Source organism: Falsiroseomonas tokyonensis (genome assembly GCF_019024325.1).
In the GTDB taxonomy this organism is placed as follows: Bacteria; Pseudomonadota; Alphaproteobacteria; order Acetobacterales; family Acetobacteraceae; genus Falsiroseomonas; species Falsiroseomonas tokyonensis.
The window spans coordinates 476,685-499,271 of record NZ_JAFNJS010000005.1; the positions used below are offsets into that span (position 1 = coordinate 476,685).

Sequence of the window (22,587 nt, forward strand, 5' to 3'; positions counted from 1 at the left end):
GTCAGCATTGCTGTCACGATCCGCGCATGGACTGGTTGCCCCTCTTCGGCTTCGCCATCGCCTCCTCGGTCACGCCGGGGCCGAATGTGCTGATGGTCGCGGCCTCCGCCGCTGCGCACGGCCTCCGGCGCGTCTGGCCGCATATGCTGGGCATCACCTTCGGCTTCGGGGGGATGATCCTGGTGGTGGGGCTGGGCCTGGCGGGGCCGCTGCTGGCCAGCCGGGTCCTGCATGAGGTGCTGCGCTGGGCCGGCGCGCTGTGGCTGCTGTGGCTCGCATGGAAGATCGCGACGGCGCCACCCCCCCAGGCCGTGGGGCAGGGGGCCGCAAAGCCGCCGTTGGGTTTCGTGGGCGGCGCGCTGTTCCAATGGGTGAACCCGAAGGCCTGGATGATTGCCGCCGCCGTGGTGCCCGCCTTCACCCGGCCGGGCGAGCCCATGCTGCCGCAGGTGGTGGCGATTTCGCTGGTCTTCCTGTCCATCACGCTGCCCTGCCTGCTGGTCTGGGCCGGCATCGGCGTCGGCACCGGAAGGCTGCTGCGCAAGCCCGCGCATCTGCGCGCCTTCAACATCGCCATGGCGCTGCTGCTGGTGGCCAGCCTGGTGCCGATGCTCCGATAGGGGGGCGGCGGTAGACGTCCGCGCTTTCGCGCCTTAATCCCGGGGGTAACCCCGGGAGACGCCCTCGATGGACATGCACCAGCCCGCCACCGATCCGCATGCCGAGATCCGGGAGGAAGTGCGGAAGCTCTGCGCCCGCTTCCCCGGCGAATACTGGCGCGAGCTGGATGCCCGCCGCGGCTACCCCACGGAATTCGTCAATGCGCTGACGGAAAGCGGCTACCTGGCCGCGCTGATCCCCGAGGAATTCGGTGGCGCCGGCCTGCCGCTGGCGGGTGCCGCCGCGATCCTGGAGGAGATCCAGGCCAGTGGGTGCAACGGCGCCGCCTGCCACGCGCAGATGTACATCATGGGCACCATCCTGCGGCATGGCAGCCCGGCCCAGAAGGCGCAGTACCTGCCCGCCATCGCCGAGGGCCGCCTGCGCCTGCAGGCCTTCGGCGTCACCGAGCCCACCAGCGGCACCGACACCACCGCGCTGCGCACCACCGCCCGCCGCGAAGGCGACAAGTACATCGTCAACGGCCAGAAGATCTGGACCAGCCGGGCGGAGCATTCCGACCTGATGCTGCTGCTGGCCCGCACCACGCCGCGGGACCAGGTGACGAAGAAGACCGAGGGCCTGTCCACCTTCATCGTCGACATGCGGACCGCAAAGGGCCTGACCATCCGCCCGATCCGCACCATGATGAACCACAATTCCTGCGAGGTCTTCTTCGACAATATGGAAGTGCCGGCGGAGAACCTGCTCGGCACCGAGGGCAAGGGTTTTCGCTACATCCTGGACGGCATGAATGCCGAGCGGCTGCTGATCGCCGCCGAGTGCATCGGCGACGCCAAGTGGTTCATCGCCAAGGCCAGCGCCTATGCGAAGGAACGCGTGCTGTTCGGTCGCCCGATCGGCCAGAACCAGGGCGTGCAATTCCCCATCGCCAAGGCCTATGCCCAGATGCGCGCGGCGGAGGCCATTATCGAGAAGGGCCTCGCCAAATTCGCCGCCGGCCAGAACTGCGGCGAGGAGGCGAATATGGGCAAGATGCTGGCCGCGGAGGCCAGCTGGGCCGCCGGCGAGGCCTGCGTGAACACCCATGGCGGCTTCGGCTTCGCCGAGGAATACGACATCGAGCGCAAGTTCCGCGAGACGCGGCTGTACCAGGTGGCGCCGATCAGCACGAACCTGATTTTGTCCTATATCGGCGAACACGTGCTGGGCATGCCGCGGAGCTACTGAGGATGATCCCCGTCGCGATCGCCTACGACTTCGATGGCACGCTCGCGCCGGGGAATATGCAGGAACACGTCTTCCTGCCGGCGCTGGACATCAAGCCGGACGTGTTCTGGGCGAAGACGGAGCGGCTGGCGCGGGACCAGCAGGGCGACCCCATCCTCACCTATATGCACCAGATGCTGCAGGAGGCGCGCGATGCCGGCCTGCCGATGCGACGCGAGGACTGGGTCGCGCATGGCCGCGACATACCGCTTTTCGCGGGTGTCGAGAGCTGGTTCGACCGCATCGATGCGGCGGCCAGCGCGCGCGGCATCGCCGTTCAGCACTACGTCATCTCCTCCGGCCTGCGGGAGCTGATCGACGGCACGCCGATCCGCAGCCACCTCGCAAAAGTCTTCGCCTCGGGGTTTCTCTACGATGCTTCGGGCGTTGCCGTCGCAGCGGCGATCGCGGTGAACTACACCACCAAGACGCAGTACCTGTTCCGCATCAACAAGGGCGCGCTGGACATCGCGGACAACAAGGCGGTGAACGCCTATCAGCCGCCGGACCAGCGGGCGGTGCCCTTCAGCAACATGATCTTCATTGGCGATGGAGAGACGGACATCCCCTGCTTCCGGCTGGTGAAGGAACAGGGGGGCCATTCGATCGCCGTCTACAATCCGACCCATGCGGCCGGTCCCGAACTGGGCCAGCGCCTGATCCAGGAAGGCCGCGTGCATTGCGCCGTGGCGGCGGATTACCGGGAGGGTGGCCCGCTGGAAGCGCGGGTCCTCGCCGTGCTCGACCTGCTGCAGGCCCGCGCCCTGGTGACGGCACCGGAGACACCCCGCCCATGACTGCCAAGCCGCTGGAAGGCCTTCTCGTCGTCGCCATGGAACAGGCCGTCGCCGCGCCGACCTGTTCCGTGAAGCTGGCCGATGCCGGCGCCCGCGTGATCAAGATCGAGCGCGCGGAGGGCGACTTCGCCCGGGGCTACGACACCGCCGCGGCGGGCCAGTCCAGCTATTTCGTCTGGCTGAACCGCGGCAAGGAATCCCTCACCCTCGATATCAAGCAGCCCGGGGACAAGGCGCTGCTGGCCCGCATCCTGGCGCGCGCCGATGTCTTCATCCAGAACCTCGCCCCCGGCGCCATGGCCCGCGCCGGCTTCGGCAGCGCGGAGCTGCGCGCGAAACATCCGCGCCTCATCACCGTCGATATCTCCGGCTATGGCGAGGAAGGCGACTACGCCGCGATGAAGGCCTATGACCTGCTGGTGCAGGCGGAATCGGGCCTGGCCGCCATCACCGGCCACCCCGCCGGGCCGGGGCGCGTCGGCGTTTCGGTGGTCGATATCGCCTGCGGCATGAACGCCCATGCGGCGGTGCTGGAGGCGCTGATCGCGCGGTCCATCACCGGCCAGGGCACCGGCATCGCCGTCTCGCTCTTCGACGGCATGGCGGATTGGATGAACGTGCCCCTGCTGTATTTCGAGGGCACCGGCAAGGCGCCCGCCCGCGTAGGCCTCGCGCATCCCTCCATCTGCCCCTATGGCGCTTTCGCCACGGCGGATGGGGCGCTGGTGCTGATCTCGATCCAGAACGAGCGCGAATGGGCCGCCCTCTGCGCCGGCTTCCTGGGCGAGCCCGGCCTTGCCACCCGGCCCGGCTGGTCCTCCAACAATGACCGCGTGGCGAACCGCCCGGCGGTCGATGCGCATGTCGCCAAGGCTTTCGCCGGGCTGACGCGGGATGCCGCGGCGGCGCGGCTGAACGCGGCGGGCATCGCCTATGGCTTCGTCAATGGCGTGGCGGAGCTGGCCAGCCACCCGGCCCTGCGCCGCCTGGTGGTGGAAACCCCCAATGGCCCGGTACCTGTCGCGGCCCCCGCGGCGCGGCTGGCCGGGCAGGCGCGCAGCTACGGCCCGGTGCCCGCGCTCGGCGCGCACAGCGCCGCCATCCGCGCCGAATTTGCCGCCGAATGAAGCCGGCCTTTACGATCGGCTAGCCTCCCGCCGCTAGGCTGCGCGCCGCCATCGACTGGAAGTGCCGCATGAACCGCCTGGCCTCGATTCGCCTGCAACTGGCTGGCGGCTTCGCCGCGGCCGCCATCTTCGCCTGCCTGGCCCTCTCGGCCTGGTCCTGGTGGGCCATGCAGGATCGCCATGCGGCTGCGGCCGTCCAGGCCCTGGCGCAGGGTGAGGCCTCGCTGGACGACGCCCTGGCCGAGGAACAGCATCGCCAGCTGATCCTGGCCCGTGCCCTGGCGGCGCTGCCCCAGGTCCAGGCGGCCGCGGCCGCCAAGGACCGCGAGGCCATGCTCGCCGCCATCCTGCCCGCCTTCGAGGCGCTGCGCGCCGCCGGCGACGTGACCAATATGTCCTTTGTCGTGCCGCCCGGCGTCACCCTGCTGCGGCCCCATGCACCGACCAATTTCGGCGACGACATCACCACCCGCCGCCCCGACATGGTGGCGGTGCTGCAGGGCGGCCCGGCCAGCAGTGGGGTGGAGCAGCTGGTCAGCGGCACCGGCATCGCCGCCATCGTGCCGATCCGCCAGGGCGGGCAGGTGGTGGGCGTGCTCAATGTCGCCACCGTCTTCAACCAGGCCGAGCTGAACCGGATCCGCGATGCCACGGGCCTGGCGATCGCGGTGCATGCCGTGCGGCCGGATGCGATCCGCACCTTCGGCGCCACGCCCGGCTTCCGCCGCGTGGCGGATGACGCGGCGCTGCGCGCGGCGCAGACCCAGCCGCCGGCGCCCTGGGCCACGCGGCAGGACGGCGTGCCGGTGATGGTCACGCTGAAGCCGCTGCGCAATTCCCAGGGTCACACGGTGGCGGTGGCGGAACTGCTGCTGGATCGCAGCGGGGCGGAGGCCGAGGCGGCGCAGGAGCGCGCCTGGCTCGCCGGCCTGGCGCTGGGCGTGCTGGCCCTGGTGATGCTGCTGGCGGCGGTGCTCGGCCGCGCCATCGCCGGCCCGATCGATCGCATGACGCGCGCCATGTCGGACCTCGCCGGCGGGCGGCTGGAGACGGAGATCCCGGGCCTCAGCAAGGGGGGCGAGCTCGGCGCCATGGCGCGGGCCGTGCAGGTGTTCAAGGACAATGCCCTGGCCGTGCGGCGGCTGGAGGCGGAGCAGCGCGCCGCGGAAGGGGCCGCCGCCGCCCAGCGCCAGGCCGATATGCGCAAGCTGGCCAGCGACTTCCAGGCGGAGATCGGCGGCATCATCGAACAGGTGGCGGCCGCGGCCAGCCGCATGGAGAGCTCCGCCAAGGGGCTCACCGCCTTTGCCGAACGCTCCAGCGAAAAGGCGGGCGCCGCCAGCGATGCGACCCAGGATGCCAGCGCCAATGTGCAGACCGTCGCCGCGGCGACGGAGCAATTGGCCACCAGCGTGAACGAGATCTCGCGCCAGGTGGTCAATTCCTCCGCCATCGCCAGCCGCGCGGTGGCCGAGGCGCAGGCAACGGATGGCCGCGTGCAGGGGCTTTCGGCGGCGGCCAACCAGATCGGCGACGTGGTGCGGCTGATTTCCGACATCGCCGCCCGCACCAATCTGCTGGCGCTGAACGCGACCATCGAGGCCGCTCGCGCCGGGGAGGCCGGGAAGGGCTTCGCCGTGGTGGCGGCGGAGGTGAAGAACCTGGCCGAGCAGACCGCGCGCGCCACCGGGGAGATCGGCGCCAAGGTGGGCGAAATCCAGACGGCGACGGCGGAATCGGTCGGCGCCATCCGCAGCATCGGCCAGGTGATCGACGAGATGGCGGAGATCGCGCGCGGCATCGCCGTGGCGGTGGAGGAACAGGGCAATGCCACCCGCGACATCGCCCGCAACGTGCAGCAGGCGGCGCGCGGCACCAGCGAGGTAGTGGGCCATATCGGCGGCGTGGCCGAGGCGGCGCAGGAGGCCGGCGCCTCCGCCGGCGGCCTGCTGCAGGAAGCCAGCGGCCTGTCGCGTCAGGCCACCCGCCTGCGCAGCGAGGTCGCGACCTTCCTCGGCACCATGCGCGCCGCGTGATGGCGGCGCGCTACTTCCGCCCGGCGATCCGCCGGTTCTCCAGCCGCGAGAGCAACCGCACGAAGGGCCAGAGCAGCAGGAAGTAGATCACCGCCGCCACCATGATCGGCGTCGCGTTGTAGGTGATGCTCTGCGCCTGGCGTGCCTGGTAGAGCAGTTCCGGCACCGCGACGACGCTGGCGATGGAGGTCAGCTTCACCACCTCCAGCGTATTGCTGATCAGGTCGGGCAGGACGTTGCGCACCGCCTGCGGCAGCACCACGAAGATCCAGACCTGCCAGCGCTTCAGCCCCAGCGCGCGTGCGGCTTCGGGCTGGCCGCGCGGCACGCTCTCGATGCCCGCGCGCAGGATCTCGGCATAATAGGCGCCGGTGTTCAGCAGGAAGGCCAGGGCGACGGAGCCCCAGGCGCCGAGGTCGATGCCGCCGAAGGGCAGGGCGGCATAAAGAAAGATCAGCAGCACCAGCGGCGGAATGGCGCGGAAGAAATCCGTGAAGGCCATCAGCGGCCAGCGAAGCCAGGGGGTCTTCTGCGTCGACAGCACCGCCAGCAGCACGCCCATGAGCATGCCGAGCGGCACCGTCATCAGCGCCAGCAGCATGGTCTGCAGCAGCCCGATCCACAGCAGGTGGGAGGAGGCGACGGCGATCTCGGCGTTGAGGAAGGCCTGGACGAAGTCGTTCATCGGCGCCACGCGAAGCGCGTCTCGATCCAGCGCCCGGCGATGACGACGGGGATGAAGAGGACGATATAGGCCAGCGCACCGAGGGTCAGCGGCGTCGGGTTGCCGGAAAAGGCCATGCCGGATTGCGCCGCCCCGAGGATTTCGGAAACCGCGACGACGCTGCCCAGCGCCGTGCCCTTGGTGATGGCGATGGTGCGGTTGACCAGCGGCGGCACCGCGATGCGGATCGCCTGCGGCAGCACGATTTTTGTCAATGTCGGCAGGAAGTGCAGGCCCAAAGCCCGGCCGGCTTCCCACTGGCCCTGCGGCACGGCCGAGATGCCGGCCCAGAAGATCTCCTCCGCAAAGGCCATCAGCACCAGCGTCAGGGCGAGCCAGGTCGCCCAGAAACCGGACATGGAAAGCCCCGCCGCGGGCAGACCGAAATAGATCAGCACGATGATGACCAGCGGCGGCAGTGCGCGGAACACGTCGACGATGAAGATGATGCCCCAGTTCACCACCCGCAGCCCGAAGGCGCGCAGCACCGCCAGCGCCAGGCCGAGCGTGAGCCCGGCCAGGATCACTAGCACCGCCAGCAGGATCGTCACCCCCAACCCCGCCAGGATCATCGGCGCGTATTGCGCCGCGACCTCGGGGTTGAGGAAGTTCTGGGCGAAGGCCTGCCAGCCCGTCATGCCATCAGGCCCCGCAGCTGCATTCAGCAGCGCGGCTCGCGCGGCGCCGGGTCGTAGCCCGCCAGGCCCGGCACGCCGGTGCCCGGGAAGACGGTGTTCTCGGCATCATCCGCCGCCGGCGCCGTGCCGAACCACTGCTGCGAGAGGCGTGCGATCGTGCCGTCCCGCTTCATGCATTCCAGCGCATTCTCGAGCTGCACGCGCATCTCGGTCGCGCCCAGCGGCAGCGGCGCGGACCAATGCGCGCGGGTGTCGGTCATCACGAAGTCGGCCACGAATTGCGGCGTGCGGGTGGCGGCGTAGCGCACCACGGTATTGCCGCCGAGATTGGCGTAGGCGCGGCCCGAGGTCACCGCCTGCACCGCATCTGTCTGCGTGTCGTAGGTCTGCACGGTGAAGCCGTAGCGCGCCGCATTCGCCGCGGCCCAGGCGTCATAGGCGCTGCCCTTGTTCACGCTGATCGCCTTGCCGCGCAGGTCGTCCATGCTGCGGATCGGCGCGCTGCCGCGGCGGATGCCGAACTGGAAGGCGGTGTAGAGATAGCCCTCGGTGAAGAGCATATTCGCCGCGCGCTCCGCCGTCGCCGTGGTCGGCGCGCAGAGGAAGTCGTAGCGGCCGGCATTCATCGCCGGGATCAGGCCGGAGAAGCTGGCGCTGTCGATGGTCAGCTCGCGGCCCATGCGCTTCGCGGCTTCGCGGAACAGGTCGATGTTGAAGCCCTGCACGCCGCCCTGCAGCGTCGGGAAGGCATGCGGCGCGAAGGTTCCGTCCACGGCGCAGCGCAGCGGCGGCTGGCCTTGGGCGAGCGCAGCGGTGGTGGTGAAGGCCATGCCGAAAAGGCATGCGGCAAGCAGGCGGCGCATGGTGAAGCTCCCGATTTATGAAGTTGTCTCCCGGGCCGGACGATCCCATCGCGGGGGATTCGGCGCAACCTCCAGGGACCCTCGGCTGCCGCATTTCGGGGCAAATGTGGAGCGATTTTCATAATACTCCGGCGATTGCCCCAATCCTGCCGCGACAGCGTCGCGCCGGGGCCAAGCCCTGCGCGTAGAACCCAGCATGTCAGCACGGACCTTTTGGAACCTCGCCATGCCCCGTTTCGCGCTTCTGCTGGTCGGTCTCGGCCTCGTCGCCATCCTCGGCACGGTGACGCTGGTGCTGGGCGATGCAACGCTGCCAGGCCGCGTGCCCCTGTTCGCCGCCGCCTGCCTGGCCGGCTTCGGCGGGCTTTCCCTGGTGGCCGGCCTCTGGCTGCTGGAGCCCTCCGGCCGGGGCCGGGCCGCGAATCAGACCTTTTCGGGGTAAAGCCCCCGCAGCCCTTCTTCGGAGGCGGCGCAGCGGCCGCGTTCCGTGATCAGCCCGGTCACCAGCCGCGCCGGGGTGACGTCGAAGGCGGGGTTGGCGGCGGCGCTGCCCTCGGCCGCCACGCGGATGGTCTCGATCCGGCCATCTGCGGTGCGGCCGGTGAGGTCGGTGACCTCCGCCCCGCTGCGCTCCTCGATCGGGATCTCCGCCACGCCGTCGCCCACCGTCAGGTCCAGCGTGGAATGGGGCAGGGCCACCCAGAAGGGCACGCCGTTGTCGCGCGCCGCCAGCGCCTTCAGGTAGGTGCCGATCTTGTTGGCGACGTCGCCCTGGCGCGTGACGCGGTCCGTGCCGACGATCACCATATCCACCTGGCCATGCTGCATCAGGTGCCCGCCGGCATTGTCGGCGATGATGGTGTGCGGCACGCCGTGCTTGCCGAGTTCCCAGGCGGTCAGCGCCGCGCCCTGGTTGCGCGGGCGGGTCTCATCCACCCAGACATGCACCGGAAGGCCGGCGTCATGCGCCATGTAGATGGGCGCCAGCGCCGTGCCCCAATCCACCGTTGCGATCCAGCCGGCATTGCAGTGGGTGAGGATGTTCACCCGGTCCTTGCCCTGAGCGGCCGCCTCGATCAGCGGCAGGCCGTTCTCGCCGATCCGGCGGCAGGTCTCGGCATCGTCGTCGCAGATCGCCGCCGCCTCGGCATAGGCCGCGGCCACGCGCTCACTGGCCGGCAGATTGTGGAGCGCCGCGCGCATGCGGGCCAGCGCCCAGCGCAGGTTGATGGCGGTGGGGCGCGTTTCGCCCAGCTCCGCCACCACGCGCTCCAGGTTTTCGGTCGAGGCGTCCTGGCGCAGCGCCAGCGCGACGCCATAGGCGGCGACGGCGCCGATTAGCGGTGCGCCGCGCACCTGCATGCTGCGGATGGCCTGCGCCACCTGGCCGGGCACGGTCAGCCGCAGCACCTCCAGCGACCAGGGCAGCCTGGTCTGGTCGAAGATGCGGATGGACCAGCCGTCGCTGGGTTCGACCCAGACGCTGCGATAGGAGATGCCGTCGATCTTCATGTTCAGTCCGCTGCCTCAGATCCGCTGGTGCAGCGCGCAGACCAGGGTGAAGAGGCGCCGCGCCGTCTCGAAATCGATCTCGACCTTGCCGTCCAGCCGTTCCGTCAGCAGGGTCGCGCCCTCGTTGTGCAGGCCGCGGCGGCCCATGTCGATGGCCTGGATGCGCGCCTCCGACCCGCCCTCGGCCACCGCCTTCTCATGGCTCTCGACCACCATGTGGTAGTCCTTGATGAGCCGGCGAAAGGGACCCAGCGCCAGGACCAGCGCATGCAGCGGCGCATCCGCCGCGTCGCGGATTTCCAGCATCAGCCGCCCGTCGCGCACCGCGATGGCCAGGCCGAAGGGCCCCGGGCCCAGCCCGGCCGGGCGGAAGCGGTTGCCGGCCAGCAGATCCTCCACCGCCTGGCGCCGATCGGCCTCGGCATAGGGGCTGGGCAGCAGGGCATGGCCGTCCGGCAGTTCGATGCGGATCAGGTCGCGCAGACCGGCGGGCTGGCTGTCAGGCATGGTCTTGGCGCGGCGGTCCCGGCGGCGCTGCGACCCCCTTGGGGGACGCCCCCAACGGCGCAGACCCCAGCGGCGTCGCCTCCTCGGGTGCCTCGAAGCCCAGCCGCACCATCCAGCCCACGGTCGCGCCCTTGATCGGTCGCAGCAGCAGGGTGCAGGCGATGGCGAAAGCCGGCAGCCAGACCACCATGTGCAGCCACATTGGCGGCATCCAGGCCTTCTCCACCCAGAGCACGGGCGGGAACAGGATATGGCCGGCCACGAAGATGGTCACATAGGGCGGCAGGTCGTCCGCGCGCAGCGCGCCGAGCGGGGCCTGGCACACCTCGCAATTGTCGACGACCCGGAGGAATCCCTTGAAGACCTTGCCCTCGCCGCAGACCGGGCAGCGGTTGCACGCACCCCGGCTGACCGCCGTCCAGAAGGAGGTGGGGGGAGTCTCGGTATAGGCGGGTGCCGGTCGGGTGGGCTCCCAGCGCGTCATGAGGCGTTCCTTTCGGCCTTGTCGCCTGCCACTGGAGTGCCCGGTGGCAGGCGCGGCCGTTGTGCGATGCAATATGTCGTCTCGGAGGCAACCGATCAAGCTTGGCGCGGCCCAGGCGCCACGAAGACGAGCCTGGCGGCCTTCGGCATGCCGCCCGCTTGCAACGGGATCCGTGCAGGGCGATCCTGTCCCAACGCGAGGCAGGGCGCGAGGTTCGGCCCTTGCGGGAGGGCGGATGGATGGCGGACCGGATCCTGGTGATCAACCCGAACAGCAGCGCCAGCTGCACCAGCGGCATCGACGCCGCGCTGGACGGCTTCCGCGCCCCCGGCCTGCCGCGGATCGAGGTGACGCAGCTGGAAGGCGGCCCGCCGGCCGTGGTCACCTGGCGGGACTGGTTCGGCGTGGCAGAGCCGCTCTGCCGGCTGGTGGAGCGGGAGGCCGCTGCCGCCTATGTGATCGCCTGCGTCTCCGACCCCGGCGTGGATGCGGTGCGGACGGTCACCCGCGCGCCGGTCTTCGGCCCGCTGCGCAGCGCGGTGGCCGCGGCGCTGGCGCGCGCCGACCGCTTCGGCATTATCGCCTTCGGTGACCCGTCCCTGCCGCGGCAGCGCCGGGCGCTGCAGGCCATGGGGGTGGAGGGCAGGTTGCTCGGCCACATCCCCCTGAACCTGCCGATGGAGGTGCTGACCGATCCCGCCGCGCCCCGCGCCGCGCTGATCGCCGCAGCGCGGCGCATCGCGGAGATGGGGGCGGAGGCGGTGATCCTCGGCTGCGCCGGCATGGCCTTCCACCGCGCGGCGGTGGAGGAGGCCTGCGGCATCCCGGTGATCGAGCCCTGCCAGGCGGCGGTGGCGCTGGCGCTGCAGGCGGTGGTGGCGGCGCAGCCCGCCCGGGTTCTTGCCCAGGCGGCGGAGTAGCGCCGGCCTACTTCAGCTTCGGGCCGGCCGGCTTGCCGTCCCAGCTCTGCACCATCCAGGTATAGGCGGTGGTCCAGGCCGGGTCGGTGTTCGGCGGCAGCCGGCCCGCCTTGAGGTCGGCCAGATCCACATCCGCCAGCTGCAGATGCGGCGTCTCGCCGGGCTTGGAGACCAGCCCCTCATCGGCGCCCACCGCATGCAGGCGGTCCCACATCCGGGCCTGGCCCTCATCCGCATCCCAGGACCAGCGGCCTTCCAGCGCCAGCACGAAATCGGCGGCCAGGCCGTACTGGTGCAGGCTCTCGAAGGCCTGGACCGGGGTCAGGATGCGGCCGGTGCGGCTGCGGCCGGAGGCATAGAGGTGGTTCTGCCGCCAGGGGCCGCGCATGCCCTCATAGATGCCGAAGGGGATGCCCTCCGCGTTCAGCCGGGCCACGGTGCGCAGGGCGCGGTTGCGGAAGGCGGGGTGCAGCATCTTCGGGTCGCGGTTGACGCGGTCCACATTCCGCCAGGGGAAGGTCTCGGTCACGTGCTGCGGTGCCTTGGCACCGGCCACCTGGCGGCGCAGCAGCCCGGCCGGGGCGAAGCCCTGCTGGCCGGAGGGCGCCTCCACCGGCAGCCAGCCTTCCGCGACCTCTCCCACCAGCACCAGCACCTGGTCGATCGGCAGCGTGCGGATCGCCTTCTGGTCGGGTCCCGGCCCCTCGCGCAGCTCCGTATTGGCGATGACGCGATACAGGACGGGGTAGGCGGAAGCTTCACTCATGCGGAACGACCTTTTGGGGAGGGTCTCTAGGGTAACGCGGCGCTACCGGCTTCACCAGCCAGGGGGGCGTCAGGCCTTGGGCGACCAGACGGAAGGCGGTTCGCTGCCGGTCTGGCCGGTGATGCGGCCATAATGCTCCGGCCGGCGATGGCGGGCAAAGTTGAAGATGGTGCTGCGGCCGAGCTCGCACATGCCGAGGTCGCAATCGGCGACGATCACCTCATCCGCCCAGCTGGTGGCCTGGGCCATGATCTCGCCCTGCGGATTGACGATGATGGAATGGCCGAACAGCTCGTGCCCGTCCTCCGTCCCCGCCTTGGCGACGCCGACGCCGAAGCAGGAATTCTGGTAGCAGCCGGCCTGGATCGAGAGGTGGCTATGGGCGACGCGCAGGTGATGCGCCTCGAAGCCCCGGTTTTCCATGTTCAGGCTGGGCGTGTTGTAGCCGAGCATGACCAGCTCCACCTGCTGCAGCCCCAGCACGCGCCAGGCTTCCGGCCAGCGGCGGTCGTTGCAGATCAGCATGCCGACATTCACCGGCCCGGCGCTGCCGACCGGCGCGCGGACCACGGGGAAGCCGAGGTCGCCCGGCTCGAAATAGCGTTTTTCAAGATGCTGCACGGTGCGCACCGGGTCGTATTCCGCGTGGCCGGGCAGGTGCACCTTGCGGTATTTCAGCACGATCTCGCCGCTGGGATGCACGAAGACCGCGGTGTTGTAGCGATGACCGTCGGCCGTCTTCTCGGCGTAGCCGAGATGAAAAGCCACGCCGAGGCGCCGCGCCGCGTCGAACAGCGGCGCCGTCTCGTTGGACGGCAGCGCATGCTCGTACCAGTGGTCCGCCTCGGCCAGGTTCTCATGGTACCAGCGCGGGAAGAAGGTGGTCAGCGCGAGCTCGGGATAGACCACCACCTCCGCCCCCCGGCGCGCCGCGGTCTCCATCAGCCCGACCATGCGCGCCACGGCGACATCGCGGCCCTCGGCCTTCTGAATGGGACCCATCTGGGCGGCGGCGACAACGAGGCGACGGGACATCGGGTGGTCTCTCACGGCTGGTGGCCGGCAGATGCCAGAGCGGGCGGGGCAAGGCCAGCCCCACCCCCCTGCACATCGCCCGGCAGCGGGGCTTTGACGTGGGTGTTAAAGCACGGCGCGTACTTGATCATAGGTTAAGAAATCACCTTTTCCACGCGCCATGGTTGCAGTATGTGGGCCTAGGACAATTCCTACGGTGTCAGCCTTGGCGAAACCTGTTCAGCTCCCGGTTTTCGCATCGCGCCTGCGCACCACCCTGATCACCGGCGCGCTCTGCCTGCTGCTGGGCGCCGTCTTCTCCACCGTCGCCCTGATGCGGGAGCGGGACAGGTTGGTGCAGGACCACGGCGCCCGCCTGGCCGCGGTGGCCGGTGCCATGGCCGCCCGGCTGGATGCAGGCCTCAGCGCCTGGGCCCGCGATGTCGCCCTCCTTGCGCGTTTCGCCGCCTTCCAGCAGGACCCGCCCGACCCGGCCGCGGCACGGCGCCTGCTGGAGGATCTGCAGACCCGCTCGCCAGAGTTCTCCTGGATCGGCTTCGCCGGCCCCGATGGCCGGGTGATCGCCGCCACCGGCGGGCTGCTGGAGGGGCGCGACGTCTCTGCCCGCCCCTGGTTCGGCGGCGGGCTGCGCGGCCTCTACCTGGGCGATGTGCACCCGGCCGTGCTGCTGGCGCGGCTGCTGCCGGCTTCGGAGGGCGGGGACGGTGCCTATTTCGTCGATGCCGCCGCCCCCGTCATCGGCGCGGATGGCCAGCTGCGGGGCGTGGTCGCGGGCCATATGAACTGGCTCTGGGCCGAGGGCGTGCGGCAGGAGATGCTGCGCCTGTCCAGTGAACGCCCGGCGCCCGAGCTGCTGGTGGCGGGTAGCGACGGCAATCTTCTCCTGGGGGCGGAGGCGGAGCGGGGCCAGGCCGTGCCGGGCACCGCCATCCTTCGCGCGCGCCAGGCGCTGCAGGATGGCTGGCAGGAGGAGGCGGATGGCCCGCTGACCGGCTTCGCCCCCACCCGCGGCACGGCGGATCATCCGGGCCTCGGCTGGGTGGTGCTGGCGCGACGGGACATGGCCGCGGTGCTGGAGCCGCTCTGGACACTCGGCCTCTGGCTCGCGCTCGGCACGCTGGGCCTTGCCGCGGCCGGCGGGCTGCTGGCCGGCAGCGTGGTGGCGCGCTTCGGCACCGCGCTGCGGGCGATGAATGACGGCCCCGGCGGGCGGGATGCGGCGGAGGAGCTGGACCGGCTGGCGGCGACGCTGAAGCGGCTGCGCAACACCGCCTATCGCGACCCGCTGACCGGCCTGCTGAACCGCGCCGGCTTCGCCGCCTGGCGCGAGGCCAATCCGGCGGCGGAACGCGACTGCGCCCTGCTGGCGCTGGACCTCGATGGCTTCAAGCCGATCAACGACCGGCTGGGCCATGCCGCCGGCGATGCGGTCCTGGTCGCGATCGGCAGCTGGTTCGAGGCCAATCTGCGCATGGGCGACTGCGCCGTGCGGATGGGCGGCGACGAATTCCTGGTCTGCCTGCGTGGCCCCGCGGCGATGGCGGAGTCGGCTGCGGCGGAGGTGGCGGCGCGCTTCCAGGCGGCCCTGACCGAGGGGCTGACAACCTCCGAGGGCCGCATGCAGCTGGGCTGCAGCATCGGCATCGCCATCATCCCCCGCGACGCGCCGGGGATCGAGGCGGGCATCCCCAAGGCGGATGCCGAGCTGTATCGCGTGAAGCGGCTGCGCAAGGCCGAGACCGTTTCCCTCCGCTGACGCGGCTTTCCTCCGCTGACGCGGCCTCAGGCGGGCGGTTCCGCCCCCACCTGCTCGACGATCCGGCCATACCATTGCGGCCGGCGATGCGCCGCGAAGTTGAACATCTTCTCCTTGCCCTGGCGGCAGGCATCCAGGTCGATTTCGGCCAGGATCACCTCATCCGCCGTGGTCTTGGCCTGCGCCACCACCACGCCATTGGGGTCCACGATCACGGAACCGCCGATCAGCCCGGCGCCGTCCTCCACCCCGGCCTTGGCGACCGCGATGGCCCAGGTGGCGTTCATATAGGCATTGGACTGTGCGGCCAGGATGGAGTGGAAGGTGCGCAGCTGCTCGCTCTCACCCTCTCCGCCATTCGGGTCATAGGCGGCGGAATTGTAGCCCACCATCACCAGCTCCACCCCCTGCAGGCCGAGGCAGCGCCAGCCCTCCGGCCAGCGGCGGTCGTTGCAGACCAGCATGCCGAGCACAGGCCGGCCCCAGTCCTGCGGACCGCGTGCCACCGGGAAACCCATGTCGCCATACTCGAAATACATCTTTTCGAGCTGCTGGTACTTCTGGCCCGGCTTCACCTGGTCCGAGCCCGGCAGGTGGATCTTGCGGTACTTGAACAGGATCTGCCCGTCCGGGCCCACGGTGATGGCCGAATTGAAGCGGTGGCCGTCCGGGGTCAACTCGGCATAGCCGATGTAGAAGCCCACCCCCAGCTCCCGCGCCCGGTCGAACAGGGGCTGCACTTGCGGATTGGGCATGGCGGGTTCGAAGCTGGCCAGCAGTTCCGGCGCGTCGCGGTCCATCGGCCAGCGCGGAAAGAAGGTGGTGAAGGCGAGTTCCGGGAAGACCACCAGCTTGGCGCCCTGTGCCGCCGCCTGTTCCAGCAGCGCCACCAGGCGCGCCAGGGTCTGGGCGCGGCTGTCGGCGCGCTGGGTGGGGCCCATCTGGGCGCCGGCGAGGCGGAGAAGACGGCTCATTTGAACAGGTTCCTGATGTCTTGCCTTGTGCCGCCGAAGCCGCGCCACAGCACGATGAAGCCGAGTATGAAGCCGAGCCCGGCGGCGAAGCCCGGCACCCCCGGCCGCGCGCCGGCCAGCTGCGCCAGCACCACGCCGACGATCCCGGTCGCGATCCCGGTCGCGATCGCCATCAGCAGGTGGATGCGCCCCGGCCCGACTCGCGGCGGCGGGCCGGGCAGGGTGGTGCGGGAGGGGCGGGGCGGGCGCTTGACCCAGCGCTGCCCCGGCGGGCGGTTGGCCGCCACGCCTCAGGGCCGCAGCATGACGCGCAGGACGATGAGCCCTGCGACCGCGCCGAAGCCCAGATACCCGGCGCCGCCAACGTCATCCGCCCGCAGGCCCAGAACCTCGAAGGCGGCCACGCCGATCCCGACCAGCACGAGGGCCGCGATCAGGATGTAGTGGCCCTGGAAGCCGGCCTTCCGCTCCTCCTCATCCTCATCGTGCTGTGGCTGTGCGGGGTTCATGCGTCGAGCTCCGGGCGGATCGCCTCGACGATCGGGCGATAGCGATCGACCTCCGCGGCGATGGCAGTGGCGGCACTTTCGGGCGTTCCGGGGGAAGCGGCCTCGATCCCCGCGGCCGCCAGGCTGGTGCGGAAGGCGGCATCCGCTAGCGCCGCATTGCTGGCCTGGGACAGGCGGGCCAGCACCGGGGCGGGCAGGCCGGGCGGGGCGAAGACGGCGTGCCACAGCACGGCGGTGAAGCCCGGGCGGCCCAGCGCCTCGGCCGCCGTCGGCACATCGGGCGCCTGCGGCGCACGGGCGGCGGAGGCCACGGCCAGCATCCGGGCGCGGCCGCCCTGGTGAAGCGGCAGGCCGGCGCCCAGCGTGTTCACGGCCAGCGCCAGCGTGCCGGCGACCAGGTCGTTCATGGCCGGCGCCGCGCCGCGATAGGGGATGTGGTTCAGCGGCACGCCGCCGCCCTCCCGCTTCACGATCTCGGTCGCCAGGTGCATCAGCGTGCCGGTGCCGGGCGAGCCATAGGCGAGCGGCGGGGCGGCACTGCGCGCGGCCGCCAGGAAGTCCGTGAGCGTGGCCGGCTGGGCCGGATGCGCCAGCCAGCACAGCGGCCCGCCGCCCAGCATGGCAACGGCCTGGAAATCCCGCTGCGCATCGTATTGCGGCTGGCGCGTGACCAGGTTGTAGAGCGCGTGGGTGGAGGCGGTGCCGAACAGCAGCGTATGCCCATCCGGCCGGGCGCGCGCCACTTCCAGCGACCCGATGGCGCCGCCGGCGCCGCCTCGGTTTTCGGTGACCACCGGCTGGCCGAGCTCGCGCGACATCCGCTCCGAATAGAAGCGGGCATAGACATCGGTGGGGCCGCCGGCGGGGAAGGGGATCACCAGCCGGATCGGCCGGGCGGGGAAATCCTGCGCCCAGGCGGGGGCGATGCTGGGGGCTGCCAGCAGGGCGCCGCCGCTGGCCAGCAGGGCGCGGCGGGTGGGGCTAAAGTCCGGCATCGCGCCAATTCTCCACGGGATTTTCTGGATGGGGCAGCAGGCCCGCGGCATGCACGCCGGCGATCGCCGCATATTCGTCCTTGTCCGAGGCATCGCCGGAGACGCCGACCGCGCCGATCACCGCCCCGTCGTCGCGGCAGATGAGCACGCCGCCGGGCACCGGGATGAAGCGCCCTTCGCTGGCCGCCGCAATGGCCGATTGGAAGGCGGGGCGGTCGCGCAGCCGGTCGCGGATCACGCGGCTGCCGATGCCCATGCCGAGCGCCCCATGCGCCTTGCCGCGCGCGATCTCGGCGCGGAGGATGCCGGAGCCATCCTCCCGCTTCTGCACCACCACATGGCCACCGGCATCCAGCACCACCACGGTCAGCGGCAGCAGCGCCGCCTGCCGGCCGGCGGCCAGCGTCGCATCGGCGATGTGTTCCGCCACCGCGAGGCGGAGATCCACCGCCAGGTGCTTGATGTAGTAGCCCTCGGTGCTCATGCCCCCCTCACGCGTCCAGCGCGCTGCGCTTGTGCTGGCGCGGCACGAAGCGGCCGTCGCCGGGCTTGGCCTTCACCTCGGTCCCGTTCCAGATTTCCGTGCCGCGCAGCAGCGTCGCCGCCACGCGCGCCTTCATGGCGCGGCCGTGATAGGGCGACCAGCGGAAATCGTCGCGGTCCTGGATGATGCGCTCGTCGAAGACGAAGTCGCCGGTCTCCAGCACGCAGAAATCCGCGTCCGCACCGATCCGGATGCCGCCCTTCTTCGGGTCCAGCCCGTGGTAGCGCGCCGGCTCCTCGGAGCACATGCGGGCCATGACGGTGGGCGAGAGGCCGCGCTCGGCCAGCAAGGTATACATCAGCGGTGCGAAGCTCTGCAGCCCGGTGAGGCCGGCGCCGACCGGGAAGATGTCGCCGGTATATTCCTTCTTCGCCCGCGGCCAGGGCGCGTGGTCCGTCGAGACATAGGCCATGGTGCCGGCCGCCATCGAGGCCCACATGCGCTCCACCTCCTCCGCCGTGCGGAAGGGAGGGTTGCACTTCCCATAGCCCTGGAGGCGCACGATGTCGTCCTCCGTCATGCAGAGATACTGGATGCAGGCCTCGCCCGAGGTCTTGGCGCCCATGTCGCGGTAGATCTTGGCCAGGTCGAAGCCGCGCGCGATGGAGGAATGCGCGATGTGCACATGCGCACCGGTCTCCAGCGCCATCTCGAAGATCTCGAGGTCGGCCATGCTTTCGGCCAGCGGCGGGCGGGTGCGGCAATGCCAGATGGGGGAGGTATTGCCGGCGGCCTTGGCGGCCTCCGTCAGCTTCACCACCAGCTCCTGGTCCTCGTTGTGGACCGCGACCATCAGCCCGGTCTTCGCCATCTCGGCGAAGCCCGCCAGCATGGTCGGGTGATCCAGGCGCGGGAAACGGTGCGCGTCGTATTCGTAGGTCGAGACCTTGAAGGCGGAGGCGCCGGCCTCGGCCATCGCCGCCACATCCTCCGCGCCGCCCGTCTTCCGGATGGTGGCGTAGAGCGCCATGTCGACATGCGCCAGGCGGTTCACCCATTCCACCTTCTCGGTGAAGATGGCCGCCGACATCACCGGATTCGGCACGTCATAGGGCATGTCGCAGACGGTGGTGACCCCGCCGGCCGCCGCCGTCAGCGTCGCATTCTCGATCCCCGGCCAGCCGGTGGAGGAGGAGGTGTGCATATGGCCATCGACCAGGCCGGGCAGGATGACCTTGCCCCGATGGTCCGCCACGGCCTTGGAGGGCGGCGGCGCGCCCTCGCCGATCGCCGCGATGGTCTCGCCGCGGATGCCGACATAGCCATCCGCCAGGACACGGTCTGAGAGCACCACGGCCCCGCGCAGGACAAGGTCGAAGGGCTCGGCAGCGTGGGACATGCGGGATCTCTCTCGAAGGATGCGGCGCGGAGGCTAGTGCGGGTGGGGTGTTCCGCCAATCCTCGGTGCGGCGCAAGCCTCATGCCGTGTCCTGCCGCTGCTGCCGGTTGGCCGGGCAGTTCGGCGCAGGAAATGGGCCGATTGCAGATTGGATGCAGCGCCGGCCGCATGTTCCGGCCTTGGCATGAGGTTTGCAACCCTTTGCACCCGAACCGGGCGCCAACCAGGCGCCCCAGCAATTCGGGAGAGTCTGGATGCAGCGTCGCAACCTTATCGCCGCCGCCACCGCCGGCGGCGCCGGCGTGCTGGCCGCCCCCGCGGTGGCCACCGCCCAGACCACCTTCAACTGGCGCATGACCAGCTTCTACGGCCCGCAGGCGGCCTTCTATTCGGCCGGTCCGGGATCCGCGAAGGACCTGATCGACCGCATCCAGAAGATGTCGAACAACCGCATCCGCATCCAGTTCTTCGGCGCGGGGGAGCTGATTCCGGCGGCCGAGGGCTTCGATGCCGTCTCCTCCGGCATCGTCGAGATGAACTATGCCAATGCCTATTTCTGGACCGGCAAGACCTTCGCCGCCCAGTATTTCACCGCCGTTCCCTTCGGCCTGAACTACCAGGGGCTGAACGGCTGGATGTATGACGGCGGCGGCCTCGACCTGTGGCGCGAGGTCTATGACCGCTTCAACCTGGTGCCCTTCCTCTGCGGCAATACCGGCGTGCAGATGACCGGCTGGTTCCGCCGCCCGATCGAGAAGGTGGAGGATTTCCGGGGGCTGAAGATGCGCATCCCGGGGCTGGCCGGGCGCGTCTACCAGCGGCTCGGCGTCGATGTGCGGCTGCTGCCGGGCGGCGAGATTTTTCCGGCGCTGGAGCGCGGCGTGATCGATGCGGCGGAATTCGTCGGCCCCTATCTCGACCGCCAGCTCGGCCTGCAGCGCGTGGCGAAGTTCTATCACACCACGGGCTGGCATGAGACGGCGACCGCTTCCGAGCTCATCATCAACAAGGCCGCCTGGGCGCGGCTGCCAGCGGACCTGAAGGCGATCGTCGAGAATGCGGTGGCCGCCTGCAACGTGATCTCCGAGGCCTGGTGCCAGAAGAACAACGCGGAGGCGATGGACGACCTGGTGAAGAACCAGGGCGTCACCGCCCTGCCGCTGCCGGATGAGGTGGTGGCGCGGCTACGCACCGAGACCAACGCCGTGCTGGAGGAAGCCGTGGCCCGCGACGCGGTGACCCGGCGCGTGCATGAGAGCTACATGGCCTACAAGCAGAAATACGAGGCCTGGGCGAGCTACAGCGAGGTTCCCTACCACAACAAGATCCGCCAGGGCTGATGGCGGCACTCTCGCGCGCGGCGGATGCGATCGACGGTTTCGTCGATCGCGTCGGCCAGGTCTCCGCGCTCGCCGTCGCCGCGCTGGTGGTGGTCATGGCGGGCAATGTGCTGCTGCGCTACGGATTCTCGCTCGGCAGCGTCTGGGCGCAGGAGCTGGAATGGCACCTGATGTCCCCCATCGCGCTGTTCGGCGCCGCCTATGCGCTGCGCCATGGCGAGCATGTGCGCGTGGACGTGCTCTATGCGGGCTTCTCGGAGCGCAACAAGGCGCGGGTCGATGTGCTGGCGGGCGTGGCCGGCATGGTGGTCTGCGTGCTCGTGATCCAGCTGTCCTGGCGCTACGTGCTGCAGAGCTGGGGCCAGGATGAGGGATCGGCCAATCCCGGCGGCATTCCCGCGCGCTATCTGCTGAAGGCCTTCATCCCCGCGGGCTTCGCGCTGCTGCTGCTGCAATTCGTGGCCGAAACCTTCCGCGCCCTATCGCGCCTGCGCTGAGAAAATTATGTACCTGACAGAGATCTACGCCATCCTCATGCTGGTGGCGTTCTTCGGCCTGCTGATGCTCGGCATGCCGGTGGCGCTGACGCTCGCCGTCTCCGGCTTCGCCTTCGGCTGGCTCGGCTTCGGGCCGATGCTGTTCAACCTTCTGCCGGCGCGCATCTATGGCGTGGTGACCAGCTATTCGCTGCTGGCGATCCCGCTGTTTGTGTTCATGGGCGTGGCGCTGGAGAAATCACGCCTGGCCGAGGATCTGATGGAGGTGGTGGGGCGGCTGTCCGGCGCGCTGCGCGGCGGCCTTGGCCTCGGCATCGTCTTCGTCGGCGTGCTGATGGGCGCGACCACCGGCATCGTCGGCGCCACGGTCGTGACTCTCGGCCTGCTGACGCTGCCGGCGCTGCTGAAGCGCGGCTACGACCCGGGTCTCGCCTGCGGCGTCATCTGCGCCTCCGGCACACTCGGACAAATCATTCCGCCGAGCCTGATCCTGATCCTGCTGGCGGATATCATGAACCTCTCGGTCGGCACGCTCTTCGCCGCAGCGGTCTTCCCCGGCATGATGCTGGCCGGGATCTACTGCGCCTATATCCTGGCGCTGGGCATCCTGCGGCCCGAGATGGTGCCCGCCGTGCCGGCCGAGGAACGCGCGCTGATCTCCACGCGGCAGTTGCTGGCGAAACTCGTGCGCGTCATCGCGCCGCCGCTCGGGCTGGTGGCCGCCGTGCTGGGCTCCATCATTGCCGGCATCGCCGCACCGACGGAAGCCGCAGCCATGGGCGCGCTGGGCGCGCTGATCGTCTGCGCGCTGGGGCGGCGGCTCAGCTGGAGCCTGGTGGTGGAGACGCTGCGGTCCACCGCGCGCATCACCGCGATGATGATGTTCATCCTGATCTGCGCCCAGGTCTTTGCCCTGTCCTTCCGCGGGCTGCGCGGGGAGCAGCTGGTGGAGGACCTGTTTGCCTTCCTGCCCGGCGGCGTGGCCGCGGACATCTGGTTCATGCTGCTGCTGGTCTTCGTGCTCGGCTTCTTCCTCGAATGGATCGAGATCAGCTACATCGCCGTGCCGCTCTTCCTGCCGATCTTCGCCAATGCGGGCGTGGACCCGGTATGGCTGGCGACGCTGATCTGCGTGATGCTGCAGACCAGTTTTCTCACGCCGCCCTTCGGCTGGGCCTTGTTCTTCCTGCGCAGCGTGGCGCCGCCGGCGATCAGCACCGGGCACATCTACCGTGGCGTGATCCCCTTCGTCGTCATGCAGCTGCTGGCGGTCGCCGTCGTCTATCTCGCCCCCGGCCTCGCCACATGGCTGCCGAGGGCGATCGGCTGGTGAG

General features: G+C 70.2%; 25 protein-coding genes. 11 read left to right on the plus strand and 14 right to left on the minus strand.

The genetic code is table 11. The features are described from left to right. The first annotated feature begins 26 nt into the window (after nucleotides 1-26). From J3S20_RS19085 to J3S20_RS19105, 5 genes are all read left to right on the plus strand, one after another. Nucleotides 27-620, plus strand: a complete 594-nt coding sequence (locus J3S20_RS19085) for a LysE family translocator (RefSeq protein ID WP_216838088.1) — start codon at nucleotides 27-29, stop codon at nucleotides 618-620. Between the two features lie 67 nt (nucleotides 621-687). Beyond that, nucleotides 688-1,851 (plus strand): acyl-CoA dehydrogenase family protein, encoded by a 1,164-nt coding sequence (locus J3S20_RS19090; RefSeq protein WP_343215250.1) that lies wholly within the window; start codon nucleotides 688-690, stop codon nucleotides 1,849-1,851. A 2-nt stretch (nucleotides 1,852-1,853) separates the two neighbouring features. Continuing rightward, nucleotides 1,854-2,687: an HAD family hydrolase gene (locus J3S20_RS19095; RefSeq protein WP_216838089.1), complete on the plus strand. Its 834-nt coding sequence runs from the start codon at nucleotides 1,854-1,856 to the stop codon at nucleotides 2,685-2,687. After that, nucleotides 2,684-3,814, plus strand: coding sequence for a CaiB/BaiF CoA transferase family protein (locus J3S20_RS19100; RefSeq protein ID WP_216838090.1), 1,131 nt, complete (start codon nucleotides 2,684-2,686; stop codon nucleotides 3,812-3,814). Before J3S20_RS19095 ends, J3S20_RS19100 begins: the two co-directional genes overlap by 4 nt. A 68-nt stretch (nucleotides 3,815-3,882) precedes the next feature. Beyond that, a complete protein-coding gene (locus tag J3S20_RS19105; RefSeq protein ID WP_216838091.1) occupies nucleotides 3,883-5,850 on the plus strand; it encodes a methyl-accepting chemotaxis protein in 1,968 nt (655 codons plus the stop codon). Nucleotides 5,851-5,860: 10 nt separating this feature from the next. On the opposite strand, the gene J3S20_RS19110 is transcribed toward J3S20_RS19105, so the two are convergent. Genes J3S20_RS19110 through J3S20_RS19120 form a run of 3 tightly spaced genes read right to left on the minus strand, consistent with a single transcriptional unit; the run spans nucleotide 5,861 to nucleotide 8,075 of the window. Further along, a complete protein-coding gene (locus J3S20_RS19110; protein WP_216838092.1) occupies nucleotides 5,861-6,535 on the minus strand; it encodes an amino acid ABC transporter permease in 675 nt (224 codons plus the stop codon). Then, nucleotides 6,532-7,212, minus strand: coding sequence for an amino acid ABC transporter permease (locus J3S20_RS19115; RefSeq protein WP_216838093.1), 681 nt, complete (start codon nucleotides 7,210-7,212; stop codon nucleotides 6,532-6,534). Before J3S20_RS19115 ends, J3S20_RS19110 begins: the two co-directional genes overlap by 4 nt. 23 nt (nucleotides 7,213-7,235) lie before the next feature. Beyond that, nucleotides 7,236-8,075 carry a transporter substrate-binding domain-containing protein gene (locus tag J3S20_RS19120; RefSeq protein WP_216838094.1) on the minus strand — a complete coding sequence of 280 codons (840 nt, stop codon included), beginning with the start codon at nucleotides 8,073-8,075 and terminating at the stop codon, nucleotides 7,236-7,238. Nucleotides 8,076-8,301: 226 nt separating this feature from the next. Here J3S20_RS19120 and J3S20_RS19125 point away from each other — a divergent pair, with 226 nt between their 5' ends. Then, on the plus strand, nucleotides 8,302-8,517 hold the full coding sequence (locus tag J3S20_RS19125; protein WP_216838095.1) for a hypothetical protein: 216 nt from the start codon (nucleotides 8,302-8,304) through the stop codon (nucleotides 8,515-8,517). Here J3S20_RS19125 and mtnA read toward each other — a convergent pair. Genes mtnA through J3S20_RS19140 form a run of 3 tightly spaced genes read right to left on the minus strand, consistent with a single transcriptional unit; the run spans nucleotide 8,499 to nucleotide 10,578 of the window. After that, on the minus strand, nucleotides 8,499-9,587 hold the full coding sequence (mtnA, locus tag J3S20_RS19130; RefSeq protein ID WP_216838096.1) for an S-methyl-5-thioribose-1-phosphate isomerase: 1,089 nt from the start codon (nucleotides 9,585-9,587) through the stop codon (nucleotides 8,499-8,501). The genes J3S20_RS19125 and mtnA overlap by 19 nt on opposite strands. A gap of 15 nt (nucleotides 9,588-9,602) precedes the next feature. Beyond that, complete coding sequence (locus tag J3S20_RS19135; RefSeq protein WP_216838097.1) at nucleotides 9,603-10,094, minus strand: UPF0262 family protein; 492 nt, start codon at nucleotides 10,092-10,094, stop codon at nucleotides 9,603-9,605. Then, a complete protein-coding gene (locus tag J3S20_RS19140; RefSeq protein ID WP_216838098.1) occupies nucleotides 10,087-10,578 on the minus strand; it encodes a DUF983 domain-containing protein in 492 nt (163 codons plus the stop codon). The genes J3S20_RS19135 and J3S20_RS19140 overlap by 8 nt, the downstream gene beginning before the upstream one ends. 239 nt (nucleotides 10,579-10,817) lie before the next feature. Here J3S20_RS19140 and J3S20_RS19145 point away from each other — a divergent pair, with 239 nt between their 5' ends. Beyond that, nucleotides 10,818-11,498, plus strand: coding sequence for an aspartate/glutamate racemase family protein (locus tag J3S20_RS19145; RefSeq protein WP_216838099.1), 681 nt, complete (start codon nucleotides 10,818-10,820; stop codon nucleotides 11,496-11,498). A gap of 7 nt (nucleotides 11,499-11,505) precedes the next feature. On the opposite strand, the gene J3S20_RS19150 is transcribed toward J3S20_RS19145, so the two are convergent. Together J3S20_RS19150 and J3S20_RS19155 are read right to left on the minus strand one after the other, a co-directional pair. Further along, nucleotides 11,506-12,264, minus strand: coding sequence for a M15 family metallopeptidase (locus tag J3S20_RS19150; RefSeq protein ID WP_216838100.1), 759 nt, complete (start codon nucleotides 12,262-12,264; stop codon nucleotides 11,506-11,508). A gap of 69 nt (nucleotides 12,265-12,333) precedes the next feature. Next, complete coding sequence (locus tag J3S20_RS19155) at nucleotides 12,334-13,299, minus strand: N-carbamoyl-D-amino-acid hydrolase (RefSeq protein ID WP_216838101.1); 966 nt, start codon at nucleotides 13,297-13,299, stop codon at nucleotides 12,334-12,336. 205 nt (nucleotides 13,300-13,504) lie between these two features. Between J3S20_RS19155 and J3S20_RS19160 the strand changes: the two genes are divergently transcribed. Continuing rightward, on the plus strand, nucleotides 13,505-15,055 hold the full coding sequence (locus J3S20_RS19160; RefSeq protein ID WP_216838102.1) for a GGDEF domain-containing protein: 1,551 nt from the start codon (nucleotides 13,505-13,507) through the stop codon (nucleotides 15,053-15,055). 26 nt (nucleotides 15,056-15,081) lie between these two features. Here J3S20_RS19160 and J3S20_RS19165 read toward each other — a convergent pair whose 3' ends face one another. The 6 genes from J3S20_RS19165 to J3S20_RS19190 are packed head-to-tail and all read right to left on the minus strand — an operon-like array spanning nucleotide 15,082 to nucleotide 19,416. Further along, complete coding sequence (locus J3S20_RS19165) at nucleotides 15,082-16,029, minus strand: N-carbamoyl-D-amino-acid hydrolase (protein ID WP_216838103.1); 948 nt, start codon at nucleotides 16,027-16,029, stop codon at nucleotides 15,082-15,084. Beyond that, entirely contained in the window at nucleotides 16,026-16,316 is a 291-nt protein-coding gene (locus J3S20_RS19170; protein ID WP_216838104.1) for a hypothetical protein, read from the minus strand. The genes J3S20_RS19165 and J3S20_RS19170 overlap by 4 nt, the downstream gene beginning before the upstream one ends. A gap of 3 nt (nucleotides 16,317-16,319) precedes the next feature. Further along, nucleotides 16,320-16,538 (minus strand): hypothetical protein, encoded by a 219-nt coding sequence (locus J3S20_RS19175; protein WP_216838105.1) that lies wholly within the window; start codon nucleotides 16,536-16,538, stop codon nucleotides 16,320-16,322. Then, nucleotides 16,535-17,533 (minus strand): Bug family tripartite tricarboxylate transporter substrate binding protein, encoded by a 999-nt coding sequence (locus tag J3S20_RS19180; RefSeq protein ID WP_216838106.1) that lies wholly within the window; start codon nucleotides 17,531-17,533, stop codon nucleotides 16,535-16,537. The genes J3S20_RS19175 and J3S20_RS19180 overlap by 4 nt, the downstream gene beginning before the upstream one ends. Next, complete coding sequence (locus J3S20_RS19185) at nucleotides 17,520-18,017, minus strand: GlcG/HbpS family heme-binding protein (protein ID WP_216838107.1); 498 nt, start codon at nucleotides 18,015-18,017, stop codon at nucleotides 17,520-17,522. Before J3S20_RS19185 ends, J3S20_RS19180 begins: the two co-directional genes overlap by 14 nt. A gap of 7 nt (nucleotides 18,018-18,024) precedes the next feature. Further along, the gene (locus tag J3S20_RS19190; protein WP_216838108.1) at nucleotides 18,025-19,416 is read right to left on the minus strand and encodes a dihydroorotase; all 1,392 of its coding nucleotides are present in this window, start codon (nucleotides 19,414-19,416) and stop codon (nucleotides 18,025-18,027) included. A gap of 254 nt (nucleotides 19,417-19,670) precedes the next feature. Between J3S20_RS19190 and J3S20_RS19195 the strand changes: the two genes are divergently transcribed. Genes J3S20_RS19195 through J3S20_RS19205 form a run of 3 tightly spaced genes read left to right on the plus strand, consistent with a single transcriptional unit; the run spans nucleotide 19,671 to nucleotide 22,586 of the window. Further along, the gene (locus tag J3S20_RS19195) at nucleotides 19,671-20,756 is read left to right on the plus strand and encodes a TRAP transporter substrate-binding protein (protein ID WP_216838109.1); all 1,086 of its coding nucleotides are present in this window, start codon (nucleotides 19,671-19,673) and stop codon (nucleotides 20,754-20,756) included. Beyond that, nucleotides 20,756-21,253, plus strand: a complete 498-nt coding sequence (locus tag J3S20_RS19200; RefSeq protein WP_216838110.1) for a TRAP transporter small permease subunit — start codon at nucleotides 20,756-20,758, stop codon at nucleotides 21,251-21,253. Before J3S20_RS19195 ends, J3S20_RS19200 begins: the two co-directional genes overlap by 1 nt. A 7-nt stretch (nucleotides 21,254-21,260) precedes the next feature. Continuing rightward, nucleotides 21,261-22,586: a TRAP transporter large permease gene (locus J3S20_RS19205; protein WP_216838111.1), complete on the plus strand. Its 1,326-nt coding sequence runs from the start codon at nucleotides 21,261-21,263 to the stop codon at nucleotides 22,584-22,586. The last annotated feature ends 1 nt before the right edge of the window (nucleotide 22,587 follow it).

What these genes read in the sequence shown, in the direction of transcription:
- mtnA (WP_216838096.1), bottom strand. Translation starts at nt 9,587, where the DNA reads ATGAAGATCGACGGCATCTCCTATCGCAGCGTCTGGGTCGAACCCAGC.
- J3S20_RS19140 (WP_216838098.1), bottom strand. Translation starts at nt 10,578, where the DNA reads ATGACGCGCTGGGAGCCCACCCGACCGGCACCCGCCTATACCGAGACT.
- J3S20_RS19150 (WP_216838100.1), bottom strand. Translation starts at nt 12,264, where the DNA reads ATGAGTGAAGCTTCCGCCTACCCCGTCCTGTATCGCGTCATCGCCAAT.
- J3S20_RS19145 (WP_216838099.1), top strand. Translation starts at nt 10,818, where the DNA reads ATGGCGGACCGGATCCTGGTGATCAACCCGAACAGCAGCGCCAGCTGC.
- J3S20_RS19095 (WP_216838089.1), top strand. Translation starts at nt 1,854, where the DNA reads ATGATCCCCGTCGCGATCGCCTACGACTTCGATGGCACGCTCGCGCCG.
- J3S20_RS19155 (WP_216838101.1), bottom strand. Translation starts at nt 13,299, where the DNA reads ATGTCCCGTCGCCTCGTTGTCGCCGCCGCCCAGATGGGTCCCATTCAG.
- J3S20_RS19195 (WP_216838109.1), top strand. Translation starts at nt 19,671, where the DNA reads ATGCAGCGTCGCAACCTTATCGCCGCCGCCACCGCCGGCGGCGCCGGC.
- J3S20_RS19185 (WP_216838107.1), bottom strand. Translation starts at nt 18,017, where the DNA reads ATGAGCACCGAGGGCTACTACATCAAGCACCTGGCGGTGGATCTCCGC.
- J3S20_RS19165 (WP_216838103.1), bottom strand. Translation starts at nt 16,029, where the DNA reads ATGAGCCGTCTTCTCCGCCTCGCCGGCGCCCAGATGGGCCCCACCCAG.
- J3S20_RS19180 (WP_216838106.1), bottom strand. Translation starts at nt 17,533, where the DNA reads ATGCCGGACTTTAGCCCCACCCGCCGCGCCCTGCTGGCCAGCGGCGGC.
- J3S20_RS19205 (WP_216838111.1), top strand. Translation starts at nt 21,261, where the DNA reads ATGTACCTGACAGAGATCTACGCCATCCTCATGCTGGTGGCGTTCTTC.
- J3S20_RS19110 (WP_216838092.1), bottom strand. Translation starts at nt 6,535, where the DNA reads ATGAACGACTTCGTCCAGGCCTTCCTCAACGCCGAGATCGCCGTCGCC.
- J3S20_RS19125 (WP_216838095.1), top strand. Translation starts at nt 8,302, where the DNA reads ATGCCCCGTTTCGCGCTTCTGCTGGTCGGTCTCGGCCTCGTCGCCATC.
- J3S20_RS19120 (WP_216838094.1), bottom strand. Translation starts at nt 8,075, where the DNA reads ATGCGCCGCCTGCTTGCCGCATGCCTTTTCGGCATGGCCTTCACCACC.
- J3S20_RS19175 (WP_216838105.1), bottom strand. Translation starts at nt 16,538, where the DNA reads ATGAACCCCGCACAGCCACAGCACGATGAGGATGAGGAGGAGCGGAAG.
- J3S20_RS19200 (WP_216838110.1), top strand. Translation starts at nt 20,756, where the DNA reads ATGGCGGCACTCTCGCGCGCGGCGGATGCGATCGACGGTTTCGTCGAT.
- J3S20_RS19135 (WP_216838097.1), bottom strand. Translation starts at nt 10,094, where the DNA reads ATGCCTGACAGCCAGCCCGCCGGTCTGCGCGACCTGATCCGCATCGAA.
- J3S20_RS19115 (WP_216838093.1), bottom strand. Translation starts at nt 7,212, where the DNA reads ATGACGGGCTGGCAGGCCTTCGCCCAGAACTTCCTCAACCCCGAGGTC.
- J3S20_RS19090 (WP_343215250.1), top strand. Translation starts at nt 688, where the DNA reads ATGGACATGCACCAGCCCGCCACCGATCCGCATGCCGAGATCCGGGAG.
- J3S20_RS19190 (WP_216838108.1), bottom strand. Translation starts at nt 19,416, where the DNA reads ATGTCCCACGCTGCCGAGCCCTTCGACCTTGTCCTGCGCGGGGCCGTG.
- J3S20_RS19100 (WP_216838090.1), top strand. Translation starts at nt 2,684, where the DNA reads ATGACTGCCAAGCCGCTGGAAGGCCTTCTCGTCGTCGCCATGGAACAG.
- J3S20_RS19085 (WP_216838088.1), top strand. Translation starts at nt 27, where the DNA reads ATGGACTGGTTGCCCCTCTTCGGCTTCGCCATCGCCTCCTCGGTCACG.
- J3S20_RS19105 (WP_216838091.1), top strand. Translation starts at nt 3,883, where the DNA reads ATGAACCGCCTGGCCTCGATTCGCCTGCAACTGGCTGGCGGCTTCGCC.